We start from the raw sequence: 23,499 nt of genomic DNA on the forward strand, positions 1-23,499 counted from the left end.
TAGTTATTTCCAATAACCATAATCGATCATGAAAGGGAGCGCAACCATGACCACCACCACAGACCTGCAACTCGAGCTGCGCGACGAGATCGCCATCATCCGCCTGACGCGCGCCGCCAAGCGCAACGCATTGTCAGATTCCCTCATCCTCGCCCTGCGCGACACCTTCCAGAACCTGCCTTCCACCGTGCGCGCGGCGGTGATCGACGGCGACGGCCCGCACTTCTGCGCCGGCCTCGATCTTTCCGAGCTGAAGGAGCGCGACGCCGGGCAGGGCATGCAGCACTCGCGCCTCTGGCACGCGGCCCTCGATGTCGTGCAAGGCGGGCCGGTGCCGGTGATCGCGGCGCTGCACGGCGCGGTGGTCGGCGGCGGACTCGAGCTCGCAAGCGCCTGCCACATCCGCGTGGCCGACACCACCACCTTCTATGCCCTGCCCGAGGGCTCGCGCGGCATCTTCGTCGGCGGCGGCGGCTCGGTGCGCATCCCCAAGCTGATCGGCACCGCACGCATGATGGACATGATGATGACCGGCCGCGTCTACGACGCCGAGTCGGGCGAGCGCGCCGGCTTCGCGCAGTACCTGGTGGCGGAAGGCGGCTCCTTCGAGAAGGCGTTGGAGCTCGCCCGCAAGGTGGCCGGCAACGCGCCGCTCACCAACTACGCGCTGATGCACGCGCTGCCGCGCATCAGCGAGCAGCCGGCGGACCACGGCTTCTTCACCGAGGCGCTGATCTCCGGCATCGTCCAGAGCGCGCCGGAGGCCAAGGAGCGCGTGCGCGCGTTCCTCGAAGGCCGTGCCGGCAAGGTGACGAAGGAATGAGCACGATGGTCCGCTACCGGCCGCTCGACTTCGGCGTGACGCGCGCCGTGCTGCGCGAAGGCGCGCCCGGCACCCGCTACCTGCGGGCCGACGCCGAACTCGCGCCCTATGCCGAGCGCATGACCGATCGCCTGCGCCACTGGGCCGAAGCCGCGCCCGATCGCACCTTCATCGCCCGCCGCGAGCGCCTGCCCGGCGGCGGCACTGGCGACTGGATCCGCGTCAGCTACGCCGAGGCCCACCGCAAGGCCCGCAGCATCGGCCAGGGCCTGCTCGCGCGCGGCCTGGGCCCCGAGCGCCCCGTCGCGATCCTCAGCGAGAACGGCATCGAGCATGCACTCATGGCCCTGGGCTGCCTCTATGCCGGCGTCCCGTACTGCCCGGTTTCGCCGCCCTATTCGCTGGTGAGCCAGGACTTCGAGAAGCTGCGCCATGTGCTGGACACGCTGACGCCCGGCCTGGTGTTCGCCGCGGACGCCCAGCGCTTCGAACGCGCCATCACGGCCACCGTGCGGGCCGACATCGAGCTGGTGCTCGGCGACGGCGAGGTCGAGGGCCGTCCCGTCACGAGCCTTGCGGACCTGGCCGCCACGCCGGCGACGCCCGCGATCGACGCCGCGATGCAGGCCACCGGCCCCGACACCATCGCCAAGTTCCTCTTCACCTCGGGCTCGACCAAGCTGCCCAAGGCGGTGATCAACACGCACCGCATGTGGTGCGCCAACCAGCAGCAGCTGCGCCAGTCGATCCCGGCGCTGGGCGAGGAACCGCCCGTGCTGGTCGACTGGCTGCCCTGGAACCACACCTTCGGCGGCAATCACAACGTGGGTATCGTGCTGGACAACGGCGGCACGCTCTACATCGACGACGGCAAGCCCACCCCCAGCGGCATGGCGGAGACCCTGCGCAACCTGCGCGAGATCGCGCCCACCATCTACTTCAACGTGCCGACCGGCTTCGAGGCCATCGCCCACGCCATGGAAAGCGATGCGGTGCTGCGCCGCAACCTCCTGTCGCGCGTCAAGATGTTCTTCTACTCGGGCGCCGCGCTGGCGCAGCCGGTGTGGGACAGCCTGCACCGCACGCAGGAGGCCGAGGTCGGCGAACGCATCGTGATGGGCACCGGCCTGGGCATGACCGAATCGGGGCCGTTCGCGCTCTACGTCACCGGCCCCGAGGTCAAATCGGGCGACCTGGGCCTGCCGGCGGCCGGTATCGAGATCAAGCTGATCGACACCGACGGCAAGACCGAGGTGCGCTATCGCGGCCCCAACATCACGCCGGGCTACTGGCGCGCCCCCGAGGCCACGGCCGAGGCCTTCGACGAGGAGGGCTTCTTCTGCACCGGCGACGCAGTGACGTGGATCGACGAGAGCAACATCCACCGCGGCCTGCGCTTCGATGGCCGCATTGCGGAAGACTTCAAGCTCGCCACCGGCACCTTCGTGAGCGTGGGCCCGCTGCGCGCCAGGATCATTGCGGCGGGCGCACCGTACGTGCAGGATGCCGTGCTGACCGGGCTCAACCTCAAGGAGGTCGGCGCGCTGGTCTTCCCGACGCAGAAGGTCCGGGAGCTCGCGGGCCTAGCCGCCGATGCCGGCATGCGCGAGGTCGTCGAGAGCGCCCCGGTGCAGGCCCACTTCCAGCGCGTGCTGGACGAGCTCGCCAAGACCGCCACCGGCAGCGCCAACCGCATCGCACGCCTGCACCTGGAGCACGAGCCGCCCTCCATCGATCGGGGCGAGGTCACCGACAAGGGCTCCATCAACCAGCGCTCCGTACTCAAGCACCGCGCCGATACCGTGGAAGCCTTCCACGCCGGCAGCCTGCCTTTCACGCTCAAACCGCAAGGAGACAAGCCATGAAGATCGAAGCACAAGCCGCGCTGGTCACCGGCGGCGCATCCGGCCTGGGCGAGGCGACCGCGCGCGAGCTCGCCCGGCTGGGCGCCAAGGTCGCCGTACTGGACCTCAATGCCGCTCTTGCGGAGAAAGTGGCAGCCGAGATCGGCGGCGTCGCCTGCCCCTGCGACATCACCGACACCGACAGCGTGAACGCCGCGCTCGACAAGGCCGCCGCCGCGCACGGCCCGGCCCGCATCCTGATGAACGTGGCCGGCATCGGCAGCGCCAAGCGCATTGTCGGCAAGGACGGCAACCCCGCGCCGCTGGAAGACTTCGTGCGGGTCGTCAACGTCAACCTCGTCGGCGCCTACAACATCAGCCGCCTCTATGCGGTGCAGTGCGCGAAGCTCGACCCGCTGGAAGGCGGCGAGCGCGGCGTGATGATGTTCACCGCCTCGGTCGCGGCCTTCGACGGCCAGGTCGGCCAGCAGGCCTACAGCGCCTCGAAGGGCGGCCTGGTCGGCATGACGCTGCCGATGGCGCGCGACCTCGCGCAGCACGGCATCCGCGTGTGCACCATCGCGCCCGGCCTGTTCGCAACGCCGCTGCTGAAGGAGCTGCCCGAGCCGGTGCAGCAATCGCTGGCTGCGTCGATCCCGTTCCCGCCGCGCCTGGGCAAGCCTTCGGAGTTCGCCGAGCTGGCCTGCCACATCGTCACCAACGGGCACCTCAACGGGGAGGTGATCCGGCTCGACGGGGCGTTGCGGATGGCGCCGCGCTGAATACCGGACATCCGGACTTGCGACCCCGAATTCACCAAGGAGACATCGCCATGCAACACCGTCGCCATTTCCTGCACGCCCTGGGCAGCGCTGCCATGCTGGGCAGCCTGTCGCCCCTCTCGGCACTGGCCCAGGCGCTGGACCAGGTCAAGATCATGTACGGGTTCCCGCCCGGCAGCGCCGGCGACAGCGTCGCGCGCCGAGTGGCCGAGAAGCTGGGCGGCACGCCCTACAGCAAGAACCCCGGCTTCGTGGAGAACAAGCCCGGCGCGGGCGGCCGCATCGCCGTGGAGACGCTGAAGAACTCGCCGGCCGATGGCTCGGTCCTCACGCTGGCGCCGGTCTCCGCGCTGGCGGTCTATCCCTACATCTATCCCAAGCTCGCCTACAAGCCAGAAGACGTCACCCAGGTGTCGATCGGCGCCATCATGTTCCACGGCCTGGCGGTGGGGCCGGCGGTGCCGGCCGAGGTGAAGACGCTGAAGGACTTCCTCGCCTGGGCCAAGGCCAACCCGGCGCAGGCCAGCTACGGCTCGCCCGGCGCGGGCTCGATGCCGCACCTGCTGGGCGCGCTGCTCGGCCTGCGCGCGGGCGTGGAACTCAAGCACGTGCCCTACCGCGGCACCGTGCCCAGCATCACCGACCTGGTGGGCGGCCAGATCGCCGCCGCCATGAACCCCAGCGGCGACTACCTGCAGTACATGAAGGCGGGCCGCGTGCGCGTGCTGGCCACCTCCGGCCGCAAGCGCTCGCCCTACCTGCCCGATGTGCCGACCTTCACCGAACTGGGCTACCCGGACGTGACCTCCGAAGAGTGGTTCGGCTTCTACGCCCCTGCGAAGACGCCGCCCGCCACCATCGCCGCCGCCAACGCCGCGATCACCGCGGCGCTGAAGGACAAGTCCGTGATTGACGCCCTGGCCCTCGTCGGCCTGGTGGCGAACGGCAGCACGCCGCAGGAGATGGCGGCCGACCAGAAGGCGGAGTACGAGCGCTGGGGGCCGCTGGTCAAGCAGATCGGCTTCACGGCGGAGTCGTGAGGAGCGCCCGGCCGCCCAGAGGCGGGCTGCGCCTCGGCCTGCTGAGCCTGGCCTCGGCGCTGGCGGCCTGCACTGCATCGGGCCCTGGCGCGCCGATGCCGCAGCTCTCGGCGGCACAGCCCGGTCCACTGCTGTCCTGCACCGACCTCGCAGCCAAGGCCGCGCGGCCGGGCACGGTCTACACCAGCGCGGTCGAAGTCGCTGCCGGTCCCGTCACCGTCGGCAACGCCAGCATCCCAGCGCCTGCGCATTGCCTGGTGCAGGGCCACATGAATGAGCGCCTCAGTACGGTCGATGGCCAGCGTTACGCCATCGGCTTCGAGCTGCGTCTGCCGCGCGCCTGGAACGGCCGCTTCTTCTACCAGGCCAATGGCGGGCTGGACGGCGTGGTGGTGCCGGCGATGGGCGGCATCGGTGGCGGCGGCCCTGCGAGCACCGCCCTGCAGATGGGCTTTGCCGTCATCAGCTCGGATGCCGGCCATGCGGGCTCGATGGGCCCGCGCTTCGGCCTTGATCCGCAGGCGCGGCAGGACTACGGCTACAACGCCGTCGCCCAGCTCACGCCCATGGCCAAGCACCTGATCGCGCAGGCCTATGGCCGCGGCCCGGACCGCTCCTATATCGGCGGCTGCTCCAACGGCGGCCGGCATGCGATGGTGGCGGCTGCCCGTTCGGCGGCGCAGTACGACGGCATCCTGGCCGGCAATCCAGGCTTCCAGTTGCCGAAGGCAGCGGTCGCACAGCTCTACGGCGCGCAGCAGTACGCCAAGGTCGCAAGCGCCACCACGCCCACGGGCCAGCCGGATCTCCAGAGCGCCTTCACGCCGGCGGAGCTGCAGCTGGTGGCCCGCCGCCTGGTCGCGCGCTGCGATGCGCTCGACGGGCTGGCCGACGGCATCGTCTCCGACGTGAAGGCCTGCCAGGCGAGCTTCAGGCTCGACGCCGACGTGCCCACCTGCAGCGGCGCGCGCGACGGCAGCTGCCTGGCACCGGCGCAGAAGACTGCACTTGCCAATGTCTTCGCCGGTGCCCGCAACACCGCCGGCCGAGCCATCTACAGCAGCTTCCCCTTCGACGCCGGCATCGCGGGTGCCAATTGGCGCGAATGGAAATTCGCGAGCCCGGCGACGCGCGACGCCGGCGCCGTGGCCTTCATCTTCGCGACGCCTCCGCTGGCGGAACGGCCGGGCGGCCTGCCCTTCGCGCTGGGCTTCGGCATGGACCGCGATGCGCCGCTGATCGAGGCCACGTCCGGCATCTATCGCGAGTCGGCCATGGCCTTCATGGCCCCGCCGGAGGCCACGAAGCTCGACGCGCTGCGCGCACGCGGCGCCAAGATGATCGTCTACCACGGCACCAGCGATCCGGTCTTCTCTTCCGACGACACCGCCGCCTGGTACGAGCGACTGCAGGCGAACCACGGCGGCAAAGCTTCATCCTTCGCGCGCTACTTCCCGGTCCCCGGCATGAACCATTGCGCAGGCGGCCCGGCCACGGACCAGTTCGACATGCTGAGCGCGTTGGTGGACTGGGTCGAGCAGGGCCGGGCGCCGCAGTTCGTCACCGCCAGCGCGCGCGGCCCGGGCGCCGCGGTGCCCAATGCAGAGATACCGGCCGACTGGTCGCCCCGGCGCACCCGTGCGCTGTGCCCCTATCCGCGCGTCGCGGTCTACACCGGCGGCGACCCCGAGATCGCTTCCAGCTTCGCCTGCCGATGAACTACCAGCCCCATCCGGACGATCAGCGCTTCCTGCTCGACGCCGTGCTCGGCGCCACGCCGCGCCTGCGCGCGCTCGGGCCCTTCGCCGAGTTCGACGACGCGCTCCAGGCGCAGGTGCTCGACGAGGCCGGCAAGTTCGTAGCCGAAGTGGTCGCGCCGCTGAACCGGATCGGCGACGAAACGGGCTGCCGCCTGGCCGGCGGCGAGGTGCTCACGCCCCCCGGCTTCCGCGAGGCCTACCAGGGCCTGGTCGACGGCGGCTGGCTCGCGCTGTCCGCGGCACCCGAGGACGGCGGACAAGGCCTGCCGGCCGTGCTCGAGGCCATCCTCTTCGAGTGGCTGAGCGCGGCCAACCACGGCCTGACGATGGCGCCCGGCCTGCTGCATGGCGCCTACGACTGCATCCGGCACCACGGCAGCGCCGAGTTGCAGCGGGCCTATCTGCCCAAGATCGCCAGCGGCGAATGGCTGGCCACCATGTGCCTGACCGAAGCCCATGCCGGCAGCGACCTGGGCCAGGTCCGCACGCGGGCCCTGCCGCAGCCCGACGGCAGCCTGCGCGTGAGCGGCAGCAAGATCTTCATCTCCGGCGGCGAACACGACCTGACGCCGAACATCGTGCACCTGGTGCTTTGCCGGCTGCCCGGTGCGCCGGCGGGCCCCAAGGGCCTCTCGCTGGCCCTGGTGCCCAAGCTGCTGCCGGATGGCACCCGCAACCCGGTGCACTGCGAGCGCATCGAGGAGAAGATGGGCCTGCACGGCAGCCCCACCTGCGCCATGCGCTTCGACGAGGCCACCGGCTGGCTGGTCGGCGAGCCGAACCGCGGCCTGGCCGCGATGTTCGTGATGATGAATGCAGCGCGCCTGCATGTGGCGCTGCAGGGCATCGGCCTGCTCGACGCCGCCTGGCAGAAGGCCGACGCCTACGCCCGCGAGCGGCGCCAGATGCGCGCGCCCGGCCCGGCGCCGGCCAGCCGCGGCACCGAGGCAGCCGACCTGATCGTCGAGCATCCGGCCGTGCGCCGCCTCCTCGAGACCCAGCGCGCCTGGATCGACGGCGCGCGCCTGCTGGCCTACCGCAGCGCGCTGCAGCTGGACATCGCGCGCCACGATGCCGACCCGGCACGGCGCGAGCGCGCCGAACGCTGGTGCGCGCTGATCACGCCGGTGCTGAAGGCGGCCTGCACGCAGCAGGCCTTCGAGGGCGCGAGCGCCTGCCTGCAGGTCTTCGGCGGCCACGGCTATGTGCGCGAGTGGGGCATCGAGCAGGTGCTGCGCGACGCCCGCGTGACCATGATCTACGAGGGCACCAACCAGATCCAGGCCATCGACCTGGTGGTGCGCAAGCTTGTGCCCGACGGCGGCGCCGGCATGGCGAGCCTGCTGATCGAGCTGCGCGACGAGCTCGATGCCGCGCGCGAGTTCGACGCCGAGGTGCAGCGCCGCTTCGCGCAGCTGCGCTACCTCGGCACCACGATCGCCCTGGCGGCCCAGCGCGACCCGGCCCTGCCCCATGAGGTGGCCGACGACTACCTGCGGGTGGTGGCGCTGTCCCTGCTGGCCTGGGCCTCGGCGCGCATCGCGCATGCCGCGCCGGAGACATCGCGCTGGACGGCGCCCGCGGCGGCCTTCCGCCGATACGTGCTGCCGGAGTTCGAGATGCGGCTCGGCATGGTCAAGCGCGCCTGCGAGGTCGTCATGGCGGCCGACGCCGCCGCATAAGGGGCACGCCCCCTACGTCTGCTGCGCAAAGGCAGTTACCCTCGGCCCATGCCTGTCCCGCGCAAGAAAGCCGCCATCCCCGCAGCCTCCGCCCAGCCCTCGCGCCCGGACCGGCTCGACACCCGCGTGCTCGAAGCCCTGGTGGGCTACAACGCGCGGCGCGCCTGGCTGACGGTGAGCACCGTCTTCGCCGAACGCATGGCGGTCTACGGGCTCAAGCAGGTGGATTTCTCGGTGCTCTCGCTGCTCGCGCACAACCCCGGCGCCACCTCGCGGCAGCTCTGCGCCACCCTGGATATCCTGCCGCCCAACCTGGTGAGCCTGATCTCCGCCATGGACAGCCGTGGCCTCATCGAACGCCGCCCCCATCCCTACGATGGCCGCGCCATCGGCCTGTACCTGACCGCGGCCGGCGAGTCCCTGGTGCGCGACGCTGAGCGCACGGTGGTCGAGCTGGAAGCGGAAGCCAGCGCCAAGCTCACGGCGCGCGAGCGCGAGACGCTGATACGGCTGCTGCAGAAGATCTATCACTGAAGGGGCGCCCCGCCGCGGGCAGCCCGGGGCGTCAGAAGCGCTCCGTCAGCATCAGCACCTGGTGCGCCGCGCCAGCCACCAAGGCGGGGTTCGGGTAATAGAGCTCGCCGTCGATCTCGTTGCGGGAAAAGGCCTTGCGCGCCTCGAAGTAGCGGGTGCGCGCGGCCTCGAACACCTGCCGCCGCCACGAGGGCTGCACCGCCTCCAGGCGAGCCCAGTGCTCGGGGCCGAGCGTCGGGCACAGCGGCACGGGCGCAGCGCGCTCGCGCAGCAGCAGCTCGCGCGCCTCGTGGGTGATCGGGTCGAACACCAGCGCCTTCTCGCGCCGGCGGGCGAGCATGTTGGAAAGAAGGGTTGCCAGGAAAAGGCTCGCCAGGGCCAGCGAGATCGCAAAGTCCATCGGCGGTCAGGAAAATCCGTGGGGCTGCGTCACCAGAATTTCCACCAGGGCGCCGAGGCGGAGGAACGTGCCGGAGGCAGCAGTTGCAGGCCGGAATCGCGAATGCGCCGGCGCTGCTCGGCCTCGAGGGCCTGCGCCATGCGGTGCGCCAGCTGGTCTCCCTGCATGGCGCGGATGCGCCACTCGGCAGCCAGGCTCTGCAGCTCGGAATCCTCGAGCTTGGCGGGCGTGGTCATCGATTCGGACATGTGTGAAATTTTGCACACGCGGCGACGGCGCGGCAATCGTAGAGCTTTGCATTACATGGCCGATAAGGGCCTATGTCATACGCTCCTCACGCTGCCAGGAATCCATCCCAGCTCAGCTTGATGCCGGTCAAAAGCATACCGAGGTACACAAAGCGGTAGAACCAGACCGCGTCGATCCGGCGCGCGATCCGGACGCCGAGCCGAACGCCCAACGGCGCGATCGGCAGCAGCACCAGCGAGGTCGCCATGTTGCGCCAGTCGAGCAGTCCGAGCCATGCGTAGGGGATCCACTTGCTCAGGTTCACCACGAAGAAGAAATAGGCCAGCGTCGCGGTATAGACCATCGGCCTTAGGCGCAGCGGAATCACGTAGGCATTCACCGGCGGGCCGCCCGCATGCGCAATGAAGCTGGTGAAGCCGCCGATGGCGGTCAGAACGGCACCCGTGACCTTCGACGGCGGCGGCGCATCCGCGCGCGGCGGGAAGAGCACACGCTGCGCCAGGAACAGCAGCGTGAAAACGCCGACGATGCCCGCCACCGCGTGCGCGGGCAGCACCCGGAACAGCACCGTGCCGACCAGCGTACCGACCAGGCCGAAGGGAATCAGGAAATACAGCAGCGAGCGATCGAAGTCGCGCCGGAAGGCGGCGATGCCCAGCAGGTCCATCAGCAGCAGCACCGGCATCAGGATCGCCGCCGCCTGCGGCACGGTGACCGCCAGGGCCAGCACGGGCACTGCCAGCGAACCGAAGCCGGCGCCGAAGCCGCTCTTGCTGACGCCGAGCATGAGCACGGCGGGAACCGCGACCGCATAGAAATACCAGTCGCTGATGATGAGGGATGCCATGAAGACGCAGGAAATGGAGGAAAGCCGCCTTGCGCGGCACCGGTGAGCGTAGCAGGCTGCTTTAGGGCGTCGACTCTTCAAACGACGTGAACTCGCGCAAATAGAGTTCCGTCTGCTTCAAGAGACCTTGCGGCAAATGCCCTACCCCTTGACACACACCACCTGCCTGAGTGTGTACACCACGTCCACCAGGTCCTTCTGCGCCTCCATCACAGCGTCAATGTCCTTGTAGGCCATCGGGATCTCGTCGATCACGTCGGCATCCTTGCGGCACTCGACGCCTTCAGTCGCGGCGATCTGGTCGGCCACGGTGTAGAGCTTCTTCGCCTTGGTTCGGCTCATCTTGCGACCCGCACCGTGGCTGCAGCTCATGAAGCTCTCCGGGTTGCCCTTGCCGCGCACGATGTAGCTCTTGGCGCCCATGCTGCCTGGGATGATCCCCAGTTCGCCGGCCTTCGCGCTCACCGCGCCCTTGCGGGTCACGAGCACATCCTGGCCGAAGTGCGTCTCGCGCTGCACGTAGTTGTGGTGGCAGTTCACCGCTTCCACGTGGGCCTCGAAGGGCCTGCCGATCACCTTGCGCACGACCGCAACCACGCGCTGCATCATCACCTCCCGATTGGCACGCGCGAACCTCTGGGCCCAGCCCACCGCACGCACATAGTCGCCGAAGTACCTCGCGCCTTCCTCGAAATACGCCAGGTCGACATCGGGCAGGTTGCGCTGGTGCTGCTCGGCGTCCTTCCTGGCGAGCTCGATGAAGTGCGTGCCGATGGCATTGCCCACGCCGCGCGAACCCGAGTGCAGCATGAACCACACCGAACCCGCCTCGTCGAGGCAGACCTCGATGAAGTGATTGCCCGTACCCAGCGTACCCAGGTGCTTGTGGTTGTTGGTGTTCTTCAGACGCGGGTAGTCCTCGCAGATCGCCTCGAACTCATCGACCAGCGTTGCCCAGGCGGCATCGGTCTCGTCCGGCGGCGTTTCCCATGCGCCCTTGTCGCGGCCCATGCGCTTGGGGTTGCTTCCGTGCGGCACGGCCTTCTCGATCGCCGAGCGCAGCGGGCCCAGGTTGTCGGGCAGGTCGTTGGCATGCAGCGTGGTCTTGCACGCCATCATTCCGCAGCCGATGTCCACGCCCACGGCGGCCGGGATGATGGCCTTGAAGGTCGGGATCACCGAACCGACGGTCGCGCCGATACCGTAGTGCACGTCGGGCATGGCCGCGATGTGCCTGAACACGATGGGCAGGCGCGCCGCGTTCTCGAGCTGCTTGCGCGCCTCGTCCTCGACGGGCACGCCCCGGGTCCACATCTTCACCGGCACGCCGTTCTCGACCGCGTGCTCTTCATAATTCTTCTGTTGCATGTCTTTCTCCCTTCAGGGCCTCTGCCATTGTCCGCGGCCCGGTTCTTCCATGAAGCATCTCGACGCCCAGACCACGCGCTCCGCCTTGGATCTCGATCGGCTGATCCCGGCGCTGCGCACCGCCTTCGCGGGCGATACCACGGTGCCCGCCCGCCATGTCCACACCGTCGAGGCCGGCGCCGACCGCGGCACGGTGCTGATCATGCCGGCCTGGAACGAGGCCGGCTACCTCGGCATCAAGACCATCAACATCTTTCCCGGCAACGGCGCCCGCGGGCTGCCCGGGCTGCACGCCACCTATGTGCTCTACGACGCGCACACCGGCGTGCCGTTGGCGACGATGGACGGCAACGAAATCACCGCGCACCGGACGGCGGGGGCGTCGGCGCTGGGCGCATCCTTTCTCGCGCGCACGGACGCGCGGCGCCTGCTGGTGCTGGGCACCGGCCGCGTCGCGCGCCTGCTGCCGGCAGCGCATGCGAGCGTGCGCGCGATCGAGGAGGTCCAGGTTTGGAACCACCGCCCCGAGGGGGCGCAAGCCCTGGCAACCCAATGGCGCAGCGAAGGCTGGAACGCGCAGCCCGCGGCCGATCTGGAAGCCGCCGTGCGCGCCGCGGACATCGTGAGCTGCGCCACCCTCGCGACTTCGCCCCTGGTGAAGGGAGAATGGCTCGCGCCGGGCTCGCACCTGGACCTGATCGGCAGCTTCACGCCTCAGATGCGCGAGGCCGACCCGGCCTGCTTTGCCGGCGCGCGGACCTTCGTCGATACCGAGGAGGCCTTGCTGAAGGCCGGCGACCTGCTCGAAGCGATGGCGGCCGGCACCCTGTCGCGCGACGCGGTGCAGGCCACGCTGGCCGACCTGTGCAAGGGCCGGCACGCGGGGCGCGCGAACGGCGCCGAGCGAACAGTCTTCAAGGCCGTCGGCAGCGCGCTCGAAGACCTCGCGGCCGCCACGCTGGTGTGGCAGGCCGCGTCCTAGCACCCTCGCCCGCGAGCGCCACCTTCAGGCGGGCGACGCGTCAGCTCCCGCCCGGGGCGCGTCCGGTCAGACCCGTTCGAGGATGACCGCGATGCCTTGGCCCACGCCAATGCACATGGTGCACAGCGCATAGCGCCCGCCGCCCTTGTGCAGCTGGTTGACCGCCGTGGTCGCCAGCCGCGCGCCGCTGGCGCCCAGCGGGTGGCCCAGCGCGATCGCGCCGCCGTTGATGTTGACGCGCGCGTCGTCGTCCTTCAGGCCGAGCAGGCGCAGCACCGCCAGGCCCTGCGCGGCGAAGGCCTCGTTGAGCTCGATCACGTCGATCTGGTCGAGCTTCAGGCCTGTGAGCTTCAGCACCTTCTCGGTGGCCGGCGCCGGGCCGATGCCCATCACGCGCGGCGGCACGCCGGCGGTGGCCATGCCCACCACGCGGGCGCGCGGCGTCAGGCCGTACTTCGCGGCGCTCGCCTCGTCGGCCAGCAGCAGCGCGCAGGCGCCGTCGTTCACGCCGCTGGCATTGCCGGCCGTCACCGTACCGTCGGGGCGCACCACGCCCTTGAGCTTGGCGAGCGCTTCCAGGCTGGTGTCGCGCGGATGCTCGTCCTTGTTCACGACGACCGGGTCGCCCTTCTTCTGCGGCACGAGCACCGGCACGATCTCGGCATCGAAGAAGCCCGACTTCTGCGCCGCGACCGCGCGCTGCTGCGAGGCCAGCGCCATGCGGTCCTGGGCCTCGCGCTCGATCTTGTAGTCGGTCGCCACGTTCTCGGCCGTCTCGGGCATGGAATCGACGCCGTACTGCGCCTTCATCAGCTTGTTGACGAAGCGCCAGCCGATGGTGGTGTCGTACACCGCGTTGCTGCGGCTGAAGGCGCTCTCGGCCTTTGGCATCACGAAGGGAGCGCGGCTCATGCTCTCCACGCCGCCCGCGATCATCAGCCCGGCCTCGCCGGCCTTGATGGCACGCGCCGCGCTGCCCACGGCATCGAGGCCCGAGCCGCACAGCCGGTTGATGGTGGCGCCACCCAGTTCCAGCGGCAGGCCCGCCAGCAGCGCCGACATGCGCGCCACGTTGCGGTTGTCCTCGCCGGCCTGGTTGGCGCAGCCGTACAGCACGTCGGTCACGGCCTGCCAGTCGACTTCCTTGTTGCGTTCCATCAGCGCCTTGAGCGGCACGGCGCCGAGGTCGTCGGCGCGCACGCTCGAGAGGGAGCCGCCGTAGCGACCGAAGGGGGTGCGAACTGCGTCGCAGATGAAGGCTTGGGTGGTCATGGTGTGTCTCTGGTTGAACGGGGGTGTCAGACAGCGATCGGCAGGCCGACCAGCTTCTCCAGCTCGGCATGCTCGAGGCCCTCGACCTTGTCGATGAGCTTCAGGCCCGCGGGCGTGCATTCGAGCGTGGCAAGGTCGGAATACACGCGCTTCACGCAGCCGATGCCGGTCAGCGGATAGGTGCACTGCGCGACGATCTTGCTCTCGCCCTTCTTGGTGAGCAAGTCCATCATGACCCAGGTCTGCCTGGCGCCGATGGCCAGGTCCATGGCGCCGCCCACCGCGGGGATCGCGCCCGCCTCGCCGGTGCTCCAGTTGGCCAGGTCGCCGGTGGCGGAGACCTGGAAGGCGCCCAGCACGCAGATGTCCAGGTGCCCGCCGCGCATCATGGCGAAGCTGTCGGCGTGGTGGAAGTACGCGCCGCCCGGAAGGAGCGTGACCGGCTGCTTCCCGGCGTTGATGAGGTCGTAGTCCTCCTCGCCCGCGGCCGGCGCGGGGCCCATGCCGAGGATGCCGTTCTCGCTGTGCAGGATGACCTCGCGGCCGGCCGGCAGGTGGTTGGCCACCAGCGTGGGCTGGCCGATGCCGAGGTTGACGACGGCGCCGTCGAAGATGTCCTGCGCGACCCGCGCTGCGAGCTGGTCCTTGGTGCGGCGTTGGTAATTGCTCATGGTCATGCTGCCTTCTTGAAACCGCCGGCCTGGGTTGCCACGCGGTCGATCTTGACGATGCTGCTGACGAAGATGCCCGGGGTGACGATAGCCTCGGGGTCCATCTCGCCGAGCTCCACGATCTCGTGCACCGTGGCAATGGTGCGTTCGGAAGCCATCGCCATCACGGGCCCGAAGTTGCGCGCCGCCTTGCGGTACACCAGGTTGCCCCAGCGGTCGCCCTGCTCGGCCTTGATCAGCGCCACATCGCCGCGGATCGGGTACTCCAGCACGTACTGCTTGCCGTCGATCATGCGCGTCTCGCGCTCGCCGGCCAGCTCTGTGCCATAGCCCGTGGGGCAGAAGAAGGCACCGACGCCCGCGCCGGCCGCGCGGATGCGCTCGGCCAGGTTGCCCTGCGGCACCAGCTCCAGCTCCAGCTTGCCGGAGCGGTAGAGCTCGTCGAACACATAGCTGTCGGCCTGGCGCGGGAAGCTGCAGATGATCTTGCGCACCCGCCCGGCCTTGAGCAGCGCGGCCAGCCCGGTGTCGCCGTTGCCGGCGTTGTTGTTGACGACGGTGAGCTCCTTGGCGCCCTGCTCGATCAGGCCGTCGATCAGCTCGTTGGGAATGCCGGCGGTGCCGAAGCCGCCGATGAGGACCGTGGCGCCGTCGGGGATGCCGGCCATGGCATCGGCGATCGAGCGGGCGATCTTGTTGATCATTGAATCTGTCTCCGGGGTAAGGGAAAAGCCGAAAGCCTCGGCTTCAGGCATGGAGCACAATGTTCCCGATTGTTCGCATATCGAACATGTGTTCGTATAATGAATTCTAGAGAAGATCGCTCCACATGGCAACCCGCACGACAACCCACATGGCAACCCGGAAGAAGCCCGCCGCCCCCACGCCCGGCGACAGCTACGTGCAGTCCTTCGCCCGCGGGCTGCAGGTCATCCGCTCCTTCAGCGAGCGTGCGCCGCGCCAGACGCTCAGCGAGGTCGCGGCCGCCACCGGCCTCACCCGCGCCGGCGCTCGCCGCATCCTGCTCACGCTGCAGACCCTGGGCTACGTCCAGTCCGACGGCAAGCAGTTCGCGCTGACGCCGCGCATCCTCGACCTGGGCTTCGCCTACCTGTCGTCCATGCCGATCTGGAACCGCGCCGAGCCGGTGATGGAGGCGCTGGTGCAGCAGGTGCAGGAGTCGTGCTCGGCGGCGGTGCTCGACGACACCGACATCGTCTACGTGCTGCGCGTGCCCACGCACAAGATCATGCGCATCAGCCTGGGCATCGGCTCGCGCCTGCCGGCGTGGTGCACCTCCATGGGCCGGCTGCTGCTGGCCGACCTGGACGACGACGCGCTGCGCGCGCGCCTCGAGGCGTCGAGCATCGCCCCGCTCACGCGCCACACGCTGACCGACATCGACGCGCTCTTCGCCAAGGTGCAGCAGGCCCGGCGCCAGCGCTGGTGCCTGGTGAACCAGGAGCTGGAGGAAGGACTGGTCTCCATCGCCGCGCCCATCGTCGACCGCGGCGGACGCATGGTGGCCGCGCTCAACATCAGCGGGCAGGCCAATCGCACGAGCCCGAAGGTGATGCAGGAGACGATGCTGCCGGCGCTGATGGGGGCGGCGCAGGAAATCTCGCGGCTGCTCTAGTCGGGCACGGACTCCGCCCCTCGGGTGAACCCGCGCCAGCGCTGACCCTTTCGCGCCAGGAGGCGCGGACGATTCCGTTCGTGAGGCGAAGCACGCGCCGCAGAGAAGTAGTTGGCGCCCTCGTTCGCGCCCGAGACTTCTCTCGGCATTGCGTTCCGCGACCTCGCCACGCGGCTGTCGCCGCTCCTGATTCCCGAACGCCTCGGGAATACCCCGATCGCCGCATGCGCAGATAGCCAGAACCGCCGACGCCGCCGCGCCTCCAACTCTTTTTCACGGCAGAAAGGAGTTGATCATGAAAGCGCTTTCCGTGACGAAACTCTGCAGCATGGCCTGCGTTGCGCTGGCCTGCGCATCGGCATCGGCGCTGACCCGCACGAGCTTCGGCGAGGGACGAGCCGCCGTCTCCGGCGGCGTTGGTGATCTCGAGCAAAGCAGGCTCAAGGACGAGCGCAATCAATACAGCCTGTGGGCCGTCACGGCTGCGCGCGGCTCGGGCGCCTACTTGTCGGATGTCCGCATCCAGATCACCGACCGGACCGGTCGGACGGTTTACACCGGCACGCTTGACGGCCCCTGGCTGATGGTGGACCTTCCGCGCGGCAGCTATACCGTAGAAGCACGCTTCCAGAATCAAGCGCAGCGCAAGACCACCACGATCGATTCGGATCGGGACCGGCACCAGATGGTCTTCCATTTCGATGCGCCGGCAGAGAGACTGTCGGGCGCGCAAGCCTCCAAGTAGCTTGAGGACATCCTGGGCGCAGGCACCTGGCCCGGCGACCGGCGGCAGTGCTGGTGCTGGTGCTGGTGCTGGTGCTGGTGCTGGTGCTGAGGCGAGCAGCCTCACCCTGATCGGGCCGGTGGAGATGCTGAAAATCAACATTCCCGGGGGCCTCTGGATCAACTGGAGCAGCGCGGCGGTGGGCCCGAATGCGACGGCAACCACCTTCGACTACGAGCATTTCCAGAACCGCACCGCCGTGCTGCGTCCTGGCCGACAGGTCCCTGATCTCGACGACCGCAAGCTCGGCCAGTTCGAGGACATCCATTCAGCACGCATCGCATGCAAGTCATGATTCAGGGGTGGGTTTAACCTGCTGTGGCGACGCGGTGCGCGCAGGCAATCTCCCGCGGCTCCTCTTCGTCCTGTCACCACGATTGGCCGGAAGTGTGCTTCCACGGCATTGAACACCACGCGCAAACGCCGCAGCGCCACAACCGGTGACTGGTGCCGAGGAGGCGTGATCTGTCCTACAGACCCAGGCTCGAAATGCCGACGAACTGGCGTTGAGCGCAAACCTCCAACAAGACCATCCACCCACTCCAAGGAGACTCAGATGAACCGCTTCTCTCTTGCCCTCCTTCACGCCGCGCTGGTGCCGGCACTCGCCGTCGGGCTGGCGGCCCCTGCATCTGCCCAGAGCGGCAAGAGCGACGCGCCCTCGGCGAGCGCCGCCGGTTCGACCCAGGCGACGCAAGGCTACCGCGCATTGCGCGCCAGCAAGCTGATTGACAAGAGCGTTCGCGGTGTCGATGGCAAGAACATCGGCCAGATCCGCGATCTGATCGTCAACATGAACACAGGCGACGTGCGCTACGCCATGCTGGAATTCGACCCCGGCATCTTCAAGGCCGAGCAGTTGTTCGCAGTGCCGACCAAGGAGTTGCGACTGGCGGCCGACGGCGACGACCTGAGCTACAACATGTCCAAGGAGCGCCTGGAGCGCGCCAGCGTCAACAAGGCTGACTGGAACACCGCGCTCAAGGATCGCCGCTACATCGACCGGGTCGACAAAGCCTACGGCGTCATGCAGCCGTCGCGCGATGCCCGGGCGTTTCGCGCCAGCGAGCTGATCGGCAAGGACGTCATGAGCCGCGACGGCAAGGACATCGGCGACATCAAGGACCTTGTCATCAACATGGCGACAGGCAAGGTGCACTACGCCGCGCTCGCCTTCGACCCGTCTTGGGCGGCTCCCGAAGAACTCTATGCGTTTCCGCTGAAGGCCTTCAACCTGACCGCCGACAAGGACGAACTGGTGCTCGATGTGGACAAGTCGAAGATCCAGGCCATGAAGAAGTTCGATGCCCAGCGCTGGGCCAACCTGAACGATCGCGTGTGGGTGGCCGACGTGGATCACTACCTGATCACGGTCACCGGCACGGCCGATTCGCCCGCGACAGTGTTTGCCCGCCTGGACGACGACAAGAACGGGGTCCTGAGCGAGACCGAAGCCAAGGGCAACACCGGCGTGCGCAGCGCGTGGACGCAGTTGGACAAGAACAGCGACGGCAAGGTCAGCCGCAGCGAGTTCACCTCCAACTACAAGATGGAGCGCTGAACACGGGCTCGCCTTGAGCGGTGCCTGCCTCCGGCGTCTAACCATCAACGCCGCGCGTGCGCGACAAAGCAATCGGGCGCGGCGCGGTCTTTGGAGCGGGCTCCGCCTCCGACCATGCAGGCGACCAGCGCCTGCACGACCGGGGCGTGCCGCGCCGGAAGGCGGATGGAACCACTTCAGACTATTGCCGTACCAGAGGACGGAACACCATGAAGACAGTACAACTCGTCAGGGCCGCCACCCTCGTCGCGCTGTGTCCCGGCTTGGCTGCTCAACCCGTGCCGCGGGCTCATGACCCTGCGCCGCCGGCGCCGGTGGCATCTGCTCCCGCTCCCGCTTCCGCTCCCTCAGGGGACCCCGGCATTGTGAAAACACCCCCGGCTCATGTCGACCCCGAATCCATCAATCGGCCACCGCCGCGAGTGGACCCCGGGATGATCGAGAAGCCGCCAACGGCCAGGAAGCCAGTGGATCGCGGCGCGATGCCGAAGGCGGGGCCGTCCGGTGGGCACGACTGCCCGGGCCCGGCCGAGCGCTGCAAACGGGACTCGGCGCGATAAGGACACCTGCTGCTGCTGCGCACCCGGCAGATCGACGAGCCCCTGATCAGAACCGCGATGGCAGGAATGCAGCCGGGTCGACGAGAGGCGTCGTCCCCTCGATCATCTCGGCAATCAGGCGACCACTGACCGGGCCCAGGGTGAAGCCTTGGTGCCCATGACCGAAGTTGAACCACAGCCCCGGATGCTTCGGCGCCGGCCCGATCACCGGCTTCATGTCCGCCGTGCAGGGGCGGTTGCCCAGCCACGGCTCGGCCTCGACCGGCTCCGGCAGGTCGATCAGCTCGCGCGCTGCCCGCTCGGCCTTGTCGAGCTGCACCGGCGTCGAAGGCGCCCCGATGCGGGCAAACTCCGCCCCCGTCGTGAGGCGCATGCCGCGCGACATCGGCACGATCACGAAGCCGCGTTCTGCGTCCAGCAGCGGGAGCCGCAAGCCCGGACCGCCCCGGTAGTGGCGGTGGTATCCGCGCTTGACGAAAAGCGGCAGCTTGTACCCGAGCGTGGAGGTCAACTCGCCAGCCCAGGGGCCCAGCGCGACGACGGCGTGGCGTGCGACCAGCGGACCGGCCGCGGACTGCACTTGCCATCCGCCCGCAATGCGCGTCAGGCTCGCGGCGTTGCCTTCGGCCAGGTGGCCGCCGAGCGCGATGAATCTATTGACGTAGTGTTCCACCAGCGCTCCGGGATCGCTCACCGACCACGGGTCCAGCCAGTGCAGCGCGCCGGCCAGCCGTGCGCGAAGACCGGGCTCCGCCCGCGACAACGCCTCACCGTCCAGCAGTGCGTGCCGCACACCGTAGCGCTCTTGAAGTTGGACGGCCCGCGACGCAGCGCCGTCCATCGCCGCCTGGCTGTGAAAGGCCATCCGAAAGCCTTCCTTGCGCACGAGGGCGCCCGCGCCAGACTCGGTGATGAGCGCCTGGTGCTCGGTCAGGCAGTGTTCGATCAGGCGGCTGTAGTCGCGGGCGATGGGCGCGTAGCGCGGTGTGGCCGAGGCATGCCAGTACCGCGCCAGTGGCGACATGACCGATGGCAGGGCGCCAAGGTGGTAGTTGACATCCATGCCTCGCTTGAAGGCGACGTTGAGAACCGCCAACCAGTCGCGAGGAAATGCGTAGGGTTCGACGGCCTCGCGCTGGATGATCCCCGCGTTGCCGTAGGACGTCTCGCGGCCAGGCGCTCGCCGGTCGACCAATGCGACGGAATGCCCACGCAGGGCCAGTTGCAGGGCGGTGCTCGCGCCGACCATGCCCGCACCCAGTACCAATACATCAGTGACCATTGCACGCGCCCCAGAAAAAAGCCGCCCGGTGGGCGGCTCCGGTACAGCATGGCCTGCCCTGCGCAGGACCGGCCATCGCCGTGGCTTACTTCTTCTTGGCTGCCGCCTTCTTCGCCGGCGCAGCCTTCTTCACCGCAGGTTTCGCTGCAGCCTTCTCGGCCTTGCGCTTGGCGGCCTTCGGGTCGATGGCGGCCTTGAAGGCGGCGCCGGCCACGAACTTCGGCACCTTGGTCGCCGCGATCTTGATCTTCGTGCCTGCCTGGGGGTTGAAGCCGGAGCGCGCCGCGCGGGCGACCTGCTTGAAAGTGCCGAAGCCGACGAGCTGGACAGGGTCGTCCTTCTTCACGGCATTGACGATGGAGCTGGTGACTGTTTCGAGCACGCGCGCGGCCTCGGCCTTGCTCAGGTTGTGGGCGGTGGCGATCTTCTCGACCAGTTCGATGCGATTCATTCAGATTCCTTGGATTTAGAGATGCGCCGCGTTGCCTGCGGCGACCCCGGCCGATGCCGGCGCCGGCGGAGTTTACCGGGTGTCCACTCCTGGGGGCACCAGCGGGAGCCGCCGACGCCTTGCGGAACTCCCGCCCTCGCCACGAAAGATCAGGACTCCAGGGACTGCATGAATCGCTCCGCCAACGGCCACTCGCCATAGCCCGACGCCGGATTGATATGGCCCACCGCTCCCACGTTGACCAGTTCGCTGCCCCAGTCCTTCGCCATCTGGGTGACGCGGTCGAGGGTGCCGAGCGGATCGTTGGTGCTGGCGGCCACGATGCTGCGGAAGGGCAGCGGGCGCCGGGGTACCGGCAGCCAGCCATTCGCCTGCAGGACATCCAGGGTCGGATAGCCCGCCGGAAGCGGCGACTCGAAATCCGGCGGCGCTGCCAACAACGCGCCCTCGAGCTTCCGGGTGTGCTTTTGCGCCCAATGCACCATCATGATGACGCCGGCGCTGTGCGCGACGACCATGAGGGGGCCTTCGATGGCCTCGATGGCCTGCTGGACCGCCGAAACGCGCGCCGTGCAACTCAGCTTGTCGGTCTCCAGCGGCGGCACGGAGACGACCTTGCGCACGGAAGACAGCTTGCGCTCCAGGCACGTTTGCCAGTGGTCCTCGACATGGTCGCGCAGGCCGGGAACGATCAGGATCGTTGCTTGTCGCGTGGCGTTCATCGGGTGGGTTCTTTCCTCGAAGTTCGTGTCGTTCGTGTCGGCCGTTTCAGTACGGCGCGTCACCGACGATGGCCGTGCGCTCCATCTTGCGGTGGCACGGCGGGTAGTCCATCACTGCGTAGTGCTGCGTGGAGCGGTTGTCCCAGAACGCCACGCTGTTCTTCTTCCAACGAAAGCGCACCTGGTACTCGGGGATGAGGGCCTGGCTGACAAGGAAGTTGAGCAGGTGACTGGCGCCCGGCGACTTGTCCAGGCCGAAGCGCACGTTGTCCGGCGTATTGAAATTGGTGAAATGCGTGGTGAAGCTGCCATTGACGAACAGCACCTTCTCGCCGGTTTCGGGATGGGTGCGGACCACCGGGTGCTCGGCGTCCGGGTACTGCGCCTTCAGCGCAAGGCGCTTATCGATCGGCATGGCCGCGCCAAAGCTCGACTCGATGCTGTGCCGCGCGCGCAGCGGCGCGATCTTCGCCTTGACGTCCTCGGGCAGCTGCCGATACGCCTCCACCATGTTGACCCACATGGTGTCGCCGCCCACAGGCGGGCATTCGACACAGCGCAGCACGCAGCCCAGCGGTGGCTTCTCGCGCCAGGTGGCATCGGTGTGCCAGGAATTCTCGTGACGTTCGGGCGGACTCTCGGGAGTCTTGTAGATCTGGACCAGCCCCGGATGGTCGGGATGGCTGCCCACCACCGGGTGGTCCTCCAGCTCGCCGAAGCGGCGCGCAAAGGCCACGTGCTGGGCGCGCGTGATGTCCTGGTCGCGAAAGAACACGACGCGATGCTCCAGCAGCAGCGCCCGGATCTCGGCCATCAGCAGGTCATCCTCCGCCGCCGCGCCCAGGTTGACGTTGCCGAGCTCGGCGCCGATCGAACAGGTGAGTGGCTCGACGTGGATCGAGTTGCCCAGGGAGGTCGCGCGGACCACGGCGGGCGCCGGTTTGATCTCTTGCGTCATGAGGCTTGTCTCCTGTTGTCGAATGCGCGTTGATGCCTCGGAGTGTGGTTGTGTCGGGCTTCTCTCGCTTGACAATGCATGACTGGCACTTATCCTTCGATGCCAATTCCCATCCCGCTTCTCCGATGTCGTCACTGGTCCGCGCTGCGTGCCTCACCAACTACAGCGAGGTCGCGCGTGCCGGTGGCCTGGACCCCGCCCGGATGCTTCTTGACGCGGGCCTCAGCCCGAGCGTGCTGCACGAGCCGGACCTCATGATCCCGGTCGAGTGCGCCGGGCAACTGCTGCAGGCGTCCGCGATCATGTCGGGCAACGAGAGCTTCGGTCTGTGCATGGCCGAATCGCGACGGCTGTCCAACCTCGGCGCGGTCGGGATGCTGATCCGCGACCAGGCCACGTTGCGCGACTCGCTCGACGTGCTGATGCGCTACCAGCTCCTGCTCAATGGCTCGCTGTCGCTGATGATCGAGGAGCGCGCCGGCGTGGTCGTTCTCCGTGAGGAGGTCAAGGCCGGCAACGCGCAGCAGCCCACGCGCCAGAGAATCGAGCTGGCCCTCGGCGTGATGCTGCGGTTGATGCGCCAGTTTCTCGGGGCCGACTGGCAGCCGCGGCGCGTGTGCTTCGAGCACCCGGCACCGCGCGATGCCAGCGTGCATCACCGGCTGTTCGGCCATTGCGTCGAGTTCGACTCCGACTTCAACTGCATCGTCTGCGCGAAGACCGACCTCGATGCCCGCAACCCGTCCGCCGATCCGGCGATGGCGCGCTACGCGCAGCAGCTGCTCGACGCCTCTGCCATGCCGCAGAGATCCACCATGCTCGAGGACGTGCGGCGGACGATCCTGCTGCTGCTGCCCAGTGGGCGCTGCACCATCGAACAGGTGGCCGAGCACCTGGGCGTGGCGGGCCGCACGGTCCAGCGCAGGCTCGCGGAACAGGGGCAGGACTTCTCCTCGATGGTGAACGGGATCCGCAAGGAGCTCGCCACGCGCCATGTCATCGAGAGCGACCGTCCGTTGACCGAGGTGGCGATGCTCCTCGGCTTTTCCGCGCCGAGCGCACTCTCGCGCTGGTACCAGGCGCAGTTCGGTTGCAGCGCCAAGGAGAGCCGGGCTGCCCGCGCCGCCCGGCAGCGCGGGCAACGCGAAGCGCGATGACTTTGCGCGTCGCGCAGGCGTAGCCGGCCGGCACCGCCCGGAAGGGGCGGACCGATGTCATGAAAAGCCAAGTACGAGGCATGCAATGTCAAGCATGGGCGCGATGACGGGGAGATGATTTGCCGCGTCGGTTC

General features: G+C 68.6%; 24 protein-coding genes. 13 read left to right on the top strand and 11 right to left on the bottom strand.

Going from position 1 to position 23,499, the window contains the following annotated elements; all coding sequences use genetic code 11:
• The first annotated feature begins 46 nt into the window (after positions 1–46).
• Genes E5P3_RS25595 through E5P3_RS25625 form a run of 7 tightly spaced genes read left to right on the top strand, consistent with a single transcriptional unit; the run spans position 47 to position 8,465 of the window.
• On the top strand, positions 47–823 hold the full coding sequence (locus tag E5P3_RS25595; protein WP_162588526.1) for a crotonase/enoyl-CoA hydratase family protein: 777 nt from the start codon (positions 47–49) through the stop codon (positions 821–823).
• Positions 820–2,688: a feruloyl-CoA synthase gene (locus E5P3_RS25600; protein ID WP_162588527.1), complete on the top strand. Its 1,869-nt coding sequence runs from the start codon at positions 820–822 to the stop codon at positions 2,686–2,688. Before E5P3_RS25595 ends, E5P3_RS25600 begins: the two co-directional genes overlap by 4 nt.
• Positions 2,685–3,449, top strand: coding sequence for an SDR family NAD(P)-dependent oxidoreductase (locus tag E5P3_RS25605; RefSeq protein ID WP_162588528.1), 765 nt, complete (start codon positions 2,685–2,687; stop codon positions 3,447–3,449). Before E5P3_RS25600 ends, E5P3_RS25605 begins: the two co-directional genes overlap by 4 nt.
• A gap of 50 nt (positions 3,450–3,499) precedes the next feature.
• Positions 3,500–4,489, top strand: a complete 990-nt coding sequence (locus E5P3_RS25610) for a tripartite tricarboxylate transporter substrate-binding protein (RefSeq protein WP_162588529.1) — start codon at positions 3,500–3,502, stop codon at positions 4,487–4,489.
• Entirely contained in the window at positions 4,486–6,207 is a 1,722-nt protein-coding gene (locus E5P3_RS25615; RefSeq protein WP_443083267.1) for a tannase/feruloyl esterase family alpha/beta hydrolase, read from the top strand. Before E5P3_RS25610 ends, E5P3_RS25615 begins: the two co-directional genes overlap by 4 nt.
• Positions 6,204–7,931 (top strand): acyl-CoA dehydrogenase family protein, encoded by a 1,728-nt coding sequence (locus tag E5P3_RS25620; protein WP_162588530.1) that lies wholly within the window; start codon positions 6,204–6,206, stop codon positions 7,929–7,931. The genes E5P3_RS25615 and E5P3_RS25620 overlap by 4 nt, the downstream gene beginning before the upstream one ends.
• Positions 7,932–7,979: 48 nt before the next feature.
• Positions 7,980–8,465, top strand: a complete 486-nt coding sequence (locus tag E5P3_RS25625) for a MarR family winged helix-turn-helix transcriptional regulator (protein ID WP_162588531.1) — start codon at positions 7,980–7,982, stop codon at positions 8,463–8,465.
• Between the two features lie 31 nt (positions 8,466–8,496).
• Here the strand turns inward: E5P3_RS25625 and E5P3_RS25630 are convergent, their stop codons facing one another.
• From E5P3_RS25630 to E5P3_RS25645, 4 genes are all read right to left on the bottom strand, one after another.
• Positions 8,497–8,865 (bottom strand): hypothetical protein, encoded by a 369-nt coding sequence (locus E5P3_RS25630; protein ID WP_162588532.1) that lies wholly within the window; start codon positions 8,863–8,865, stop codon positions 8,497–8,499.
• 29 nt (positions 8,866–8,894) lie between these two features.
• Positions 8,895–9,113 carry a hypothetical protein gene (locus tag E5P3_RS25635; protein WP_162588533.1) on the bottom strand — a complete coding sequence of 73 codons (219 nt, stop codon included), beginning with the start codon at positions 9,111–9,113 and terminating at the stop codon, positions 8,895–8,897.
• An 86-nt stretch (positions 9,114–9,199) separates the two neighbouring features.
• Positions 9,200–9,961, bottom strand: coding sequence for a sulfite exporter TauE/SafE family protein (locus E5P3_RS25640; RefSeq protein ID WP_162588534.1), 762 nt, complete (start codon positions 9,959–9,961; stop codon positions 9,200–9,202).
• A gap of 141 nt (positions 9,962–10,102) precedes the next feature.
• Positions 10,103–11,329 carry an RtcB family protein gene (locus E5P3_RS25645; RefSeq protein WP_162588535.1) on the bottom strand — a complete coding sequence of 409 codons (1,227 nt, stop codon included), beginning with the start codon at positions 11,327–11,329 and terminating at the stop codon, positions 10,103–10,105.
• Positions 11,330–11,378: 49 nt separating this feature from the next.
• On the opposite strand from E5P3_RS25645, the gene E5P3_RS25650 reads away from it, so the two are divergent.
• Positions 11,379–12,311 (top strand): ornithine cyclodeaminase family protein, encoded by a 933-nt coding sequence (locus tag E5P3_RS25650; RefSeq protein WP_162588536.1) that lies wholly within the window; start codon positions 11,379–11,381, stop codon positions 12,309–12,311.
• Between the two features lie 66 nt (positions 12,312–12,377).
• Here E5P3_RS25650 and pcaF read toward each other — a convergent pair whose 3' ends face one another.
• The 3 genes from pcaF to E5P3_RS25665 are packed head-to-tail and all read right to left on the bottom strand — an operon-like array spanning position 12,378 to position 14,958.
• On the bottom strand, positions 12,378–13,583 hold the full coding sequence (pcaF, locus tag E5P3_RS25655; RefSeq protein WP_162588537.1) for a 3-oxoadipyl-CoA thiolase: 1,206 nt from the start codon (positions 13,581–13,583) through the stop codon (positions 12,378–12,380).
• A gap of 26 nt (positions 13,584–13,609) precedes the next feature.
• A complete protein-coding gene (locus E5P3_RS25660; RefSeq protein ID WP_174263162.1) occupies positions 13,610–14,254 on the bottom strand; it encodes a 3-oxoacid CoA-transferase subunit B in 645 nt (214 codons plus the stop codon).
• A 2-nt stretch (positions 14,255–14,256) separates the two neighbouring features.
• Positions 14,257–14,958, bottom strand: coding sequence for a 3-oxoacid CoA-transferase subunit A (locus tag E5P3_RS25665; protein WP_162588539.1), 702 nt, complete (start codon positions 14,956–14,958; stop codon positions 14,257–14,259).
• Between the two features lie 149 nt (positions 14,959–15,107).
• Here E5P3_RS25665 and E5P3_RS25670 point away from each other — a divergent pair, with 149 nt between their 5' ends.
• The 4 genes from E5P3_RS25670 to E5P3_RS25685 all read left to right on the top strand — a co-directional run bounded on the left by E5P3_RS25670 (position 15,108) and on the right by E5P3_RS25685 (position 18,235).
• Positions 15,108–15,890 (top strand): IclR family transcriptional regulator domain-containing protein, encoded by a 783-nt coding sequence (locus tag E5P3_RS25670; protein WP_162588540.1) that lies wholly within the window; start codon positions 15,108–15,110, stop codon positions 15,888–15,890.
• Between the two features lie 295 nt (positions 15,891–16,185).
• Complete coding sequence (locus E5P3_RS25675; protein WP_162588541.1) at positions 16,186–16,635, top strand: hypothetical protein; 450 nt, start codon at positions 16,186–16,188, stop codon at positions 16,633–16,635.
• A 1-nt stretch (position 16,636) separates the two neighbouring features.
• Positions 16,637–16,969 (top strand): hypothetical protein, encoded by a 333-nt coding sequence (locus E5P3_RS35895; RefSeq protein ID WP_232073309.1) that lies wholly within the window; start codon positions 16,637–16,639, stop codon positions 16,967–16,969.
• 261 nt (positions 16,970–17,230) lie between these two features.
• The gene (locus E5P3_RS25685) at positions 17,231–18,235 is read left to right on the top strand and encodes a PRC-barrel domain-containing protein (protein WP_162588543.1); all 1,005 of its coding nucleotides are present in this window, start codon (positions 17,231–17,233) and stop codon (positions 18,233–18,235) included.
• Positions 18,236–18,841: 606 nt separating this feature from the next.
• Here E5P3_RS25685 and E5P3_RS25690 read toward each other — a convergent pair.
• The 4 genes from E5P3_RS25690 to E5P3_RS25705 all read right to left on the bottom strand — a co-directional run bounded on the left by E5P3_RS25690 (position 18,842) and on the right by E5P3_RS25705 (position 22,148).
• Positions 18,842–20,077 (bottom strand): NAD(P)/FAD-dependent oxidoreductase, encoded by a 1,236-nt coding sequence (locus tag E5P3_RS25690; protein ID WP_162588544.1) that lies wholly within the window; start codon positions 20,075–20,077, stop codon positions 18,842–18,844.
• Between the two features lie 85 nt (positions 20,078–20,162).
• Entirely contained in the window at positions 20,163–20,528 is a 366-nt protein-coding gene (locus tag E5P3_RS25695) for an HU family DNA-binding protein (RefSeq protein WP_162588545.1), read from the bottom strand.
• 149 nt (positions 20,529–20,677) lie between these two features.
• Positions 20,678–21,250, bottom strand: coding sequence for an RBBP9/YdeN family alpha/beta hydrolase (locus E5P3_RS25700; protein ID WP_162588546.1), 573 nt, complete (start codon positions 21,248–21,250; stop codon positions 20,678–20,680).
• A 46-nt stretch (positions 21,251–21,296) separates the two neighbouring features.
• Positions 21,297–22,148 carry a TauD/TfdA dioxygenase family protein gene (locus E5P3_RS25705; protein WP_197894026.1) on the bottom strand — a complete coding sequence of 284 codons (852 nt, stop codon included), beginning with the start codon at positions 22,146–22,148 and terminating at the stop codon, positions 21,297–21,299.
• Between the two features lie 185 nt (positions 22,149–22,333).
• Between E5P3_RS25705 and E5P3_RS25710 the strand changes: the two genes are divergently transcribed.
• Positions 22,334–23,365 (top strand): AraC family transcriptional regulator, encoded by a 1,032-nt coding sequence (locus tag E5P3_RS25710; protein ID WP_162588548.1) that lies wholly within the window; start codon positions 22,334–22,336, stop codon positions 23,363–23,365.
• Positions 23,366–23,499: the final 134 nt, after the last annotated feature.

The sequence above is a fragment of the Variovorax sp. RA8 genome (genome assembly GCF_901827175.1).
In the GTDB taxonomy this organism is placed as follows: domain Bacteria; phylum Pseudomonadota; class Gammaproteobacteria; order Burkholderiales; family Burkholderiaceae_C; genus Variovorax.

What these genes read in the sequence shown, in the direction of transcription:
- E5P3_RS25695 (WP_162588545.1), bottom strand. Translation starts at nt 20,528, where the DNA reads ATGAATCGCATCGAACTGGTCGAGAAGATCGCCACCGCCCACAACCTG.
- E5P3_RS25660 (WP_174263162.1), bottom strand. Translation starts at nt 14,254, where the DNA reads ATGAGCAATTACCAACGCCGCACCAAGGACCAGCTCGCAGCGCGGGTC.
- E5P3_RS25645 (WP_162588535.1), bottom strand. Translation starts at nt 11,329, where the DNA reads ATGCAACAGAAGAATTATGAAGAGCACGCGGTCGAGAACGGCGTGCCG.
- E5P3_RS25595 (WP_162588526.1), top strand. Translation starts at nt 47, where the DNA reads ATGACCACCACCACAGACCTGCAACTCGAGCTGCGCGACGAGATCGCC.
- E5P3_RS25700 (WP_162588546.1), bottom strand. Translation starts at nt 21,250, where the DNA reads ATGAACGCCACGCGACAAGCAACGATCCTGATCGTTCCCGGCCTGCGC.
- E5P3_RS25630 (WP_162588532.1), bottom strand. Translation starts at nt 8,865, where the DNA reads ATGGACTTTGCGATCTCGCTGGCCCTGGCGAGCCTTTTCCTGGCAACC.
- E5P3_RS25690 (WP_162588544.1), bottom strand. Translation starts at nt 20,077, where the DNA reads ATGGTCACTGATGTATTGGTACTGGGTGCGGGCATGGTCGGCGCGAGC.
- E5P3_RS25675 (WP_162588541.1), top strand. Translation starts at nt 16,186, where the DNA reads ATGAAAGCGCTTTCCGTGACGAAACTCTGCAGCATGGCCTGCGTTGCG.
- E5P3_RS25625 (WP_162588531.1), top strand. Translation starts at nt 7,980, where the DNA reads ATGCCTGTCCCGCGCAAGAAAGCCGCCATCCCCGCAGCCTCCGCCCAG.
- E5P3_RS25685 (WP_162588543.1), top strand. Translation starts at nt 17,231, where the DNA reads ATGAACCGCTTCTCTCTTGCCCTCCTTCACGCCGCGCTGGTGCCGGCA.
- pcaF (WP_162588537.1), bottom strand. Translation starts at nt 13,583, where the DNA reads ATGACCACCCAAGCCTTCATCTGCGACGCAGTTCGCACCCCCTTCGGT.
- E5P3_RS25640 (WP_162588534.1), bottom strand. Translation starts at nt 9,961, where the DNA reads ATGGCATCCCTCATCATCAGCGACTGGTATTTCTATGCGGTCGCGGTT.
- E5P3_RS25665 (WP_162588539.1), bottom strand. Translation starts at nt 14,958, where the DNA reads ATGATCAACAAGATCGCCCGCTCGATCGCCGATGCCATGGCCGGCATC.
- E5P3_RS25605 (WP_162588528.1), top strand. Translation starts at nt 2,685, where the DNA reads ATGAAGATCGAAGCACAAGCCGCGCTGGTCACCGGCGGCGCATCCGGC.
- E5P3_RS25610 (WP_162588529.1), top strand. Translation starts at nt 3,500, where the DNA reads ATGCAACACCGTCGCCATTTCCTGCACGCCCTGGGCAGCGCTGCCATG.
- E5P3_RS25600 (WP_162588527.1), top strand. Translation starts at nt 820, where the DNA reads ATGAGCACGATGGTCCGCTACCGGCCGCTCGACTTCGGCGTGACGCGC.
- E5P3_RS25710 (WP_162588548.1), top strand. Translation starts at nt 22,334, where the DNA reads ATGTCGTCACTGGTCCGCGCTGCGTGCCTCACCAACTACAGCGAGGTC.
- E5P3_RS25650 (WP_162588536.1), top strand. Translation starts at nt 11,379, where the DNA reads ATGAAGCATCTCGACGCCCAGACCACGCGCTCCGCCTTGGATCTCGAT.
- E5P3_RS25635 (WP_162588533.1), bottom strand. Translation starts at nt 9,113, where the DNA reads ATGTCCGAATCGATGACCACGCCCGCCAAGCTCGAGGATTCCGAGCTG.
- E5P3_RS25670 (WP_162588540.1), top strand. Translation starts at nt 15,108, where the DNA reads ATGGCAACCCGGAAGAAGCCCGCCGCCCCCACGCCCGGCGACAGCTAC.
- E5P3_RS25620 (WP_162588530.1), top strand. Translation starts at nt 6,204, where the DNA reads ATGAACTACCAGCCCCATCCGGACGATCAGCGCTTCCTGCTCGACGCC.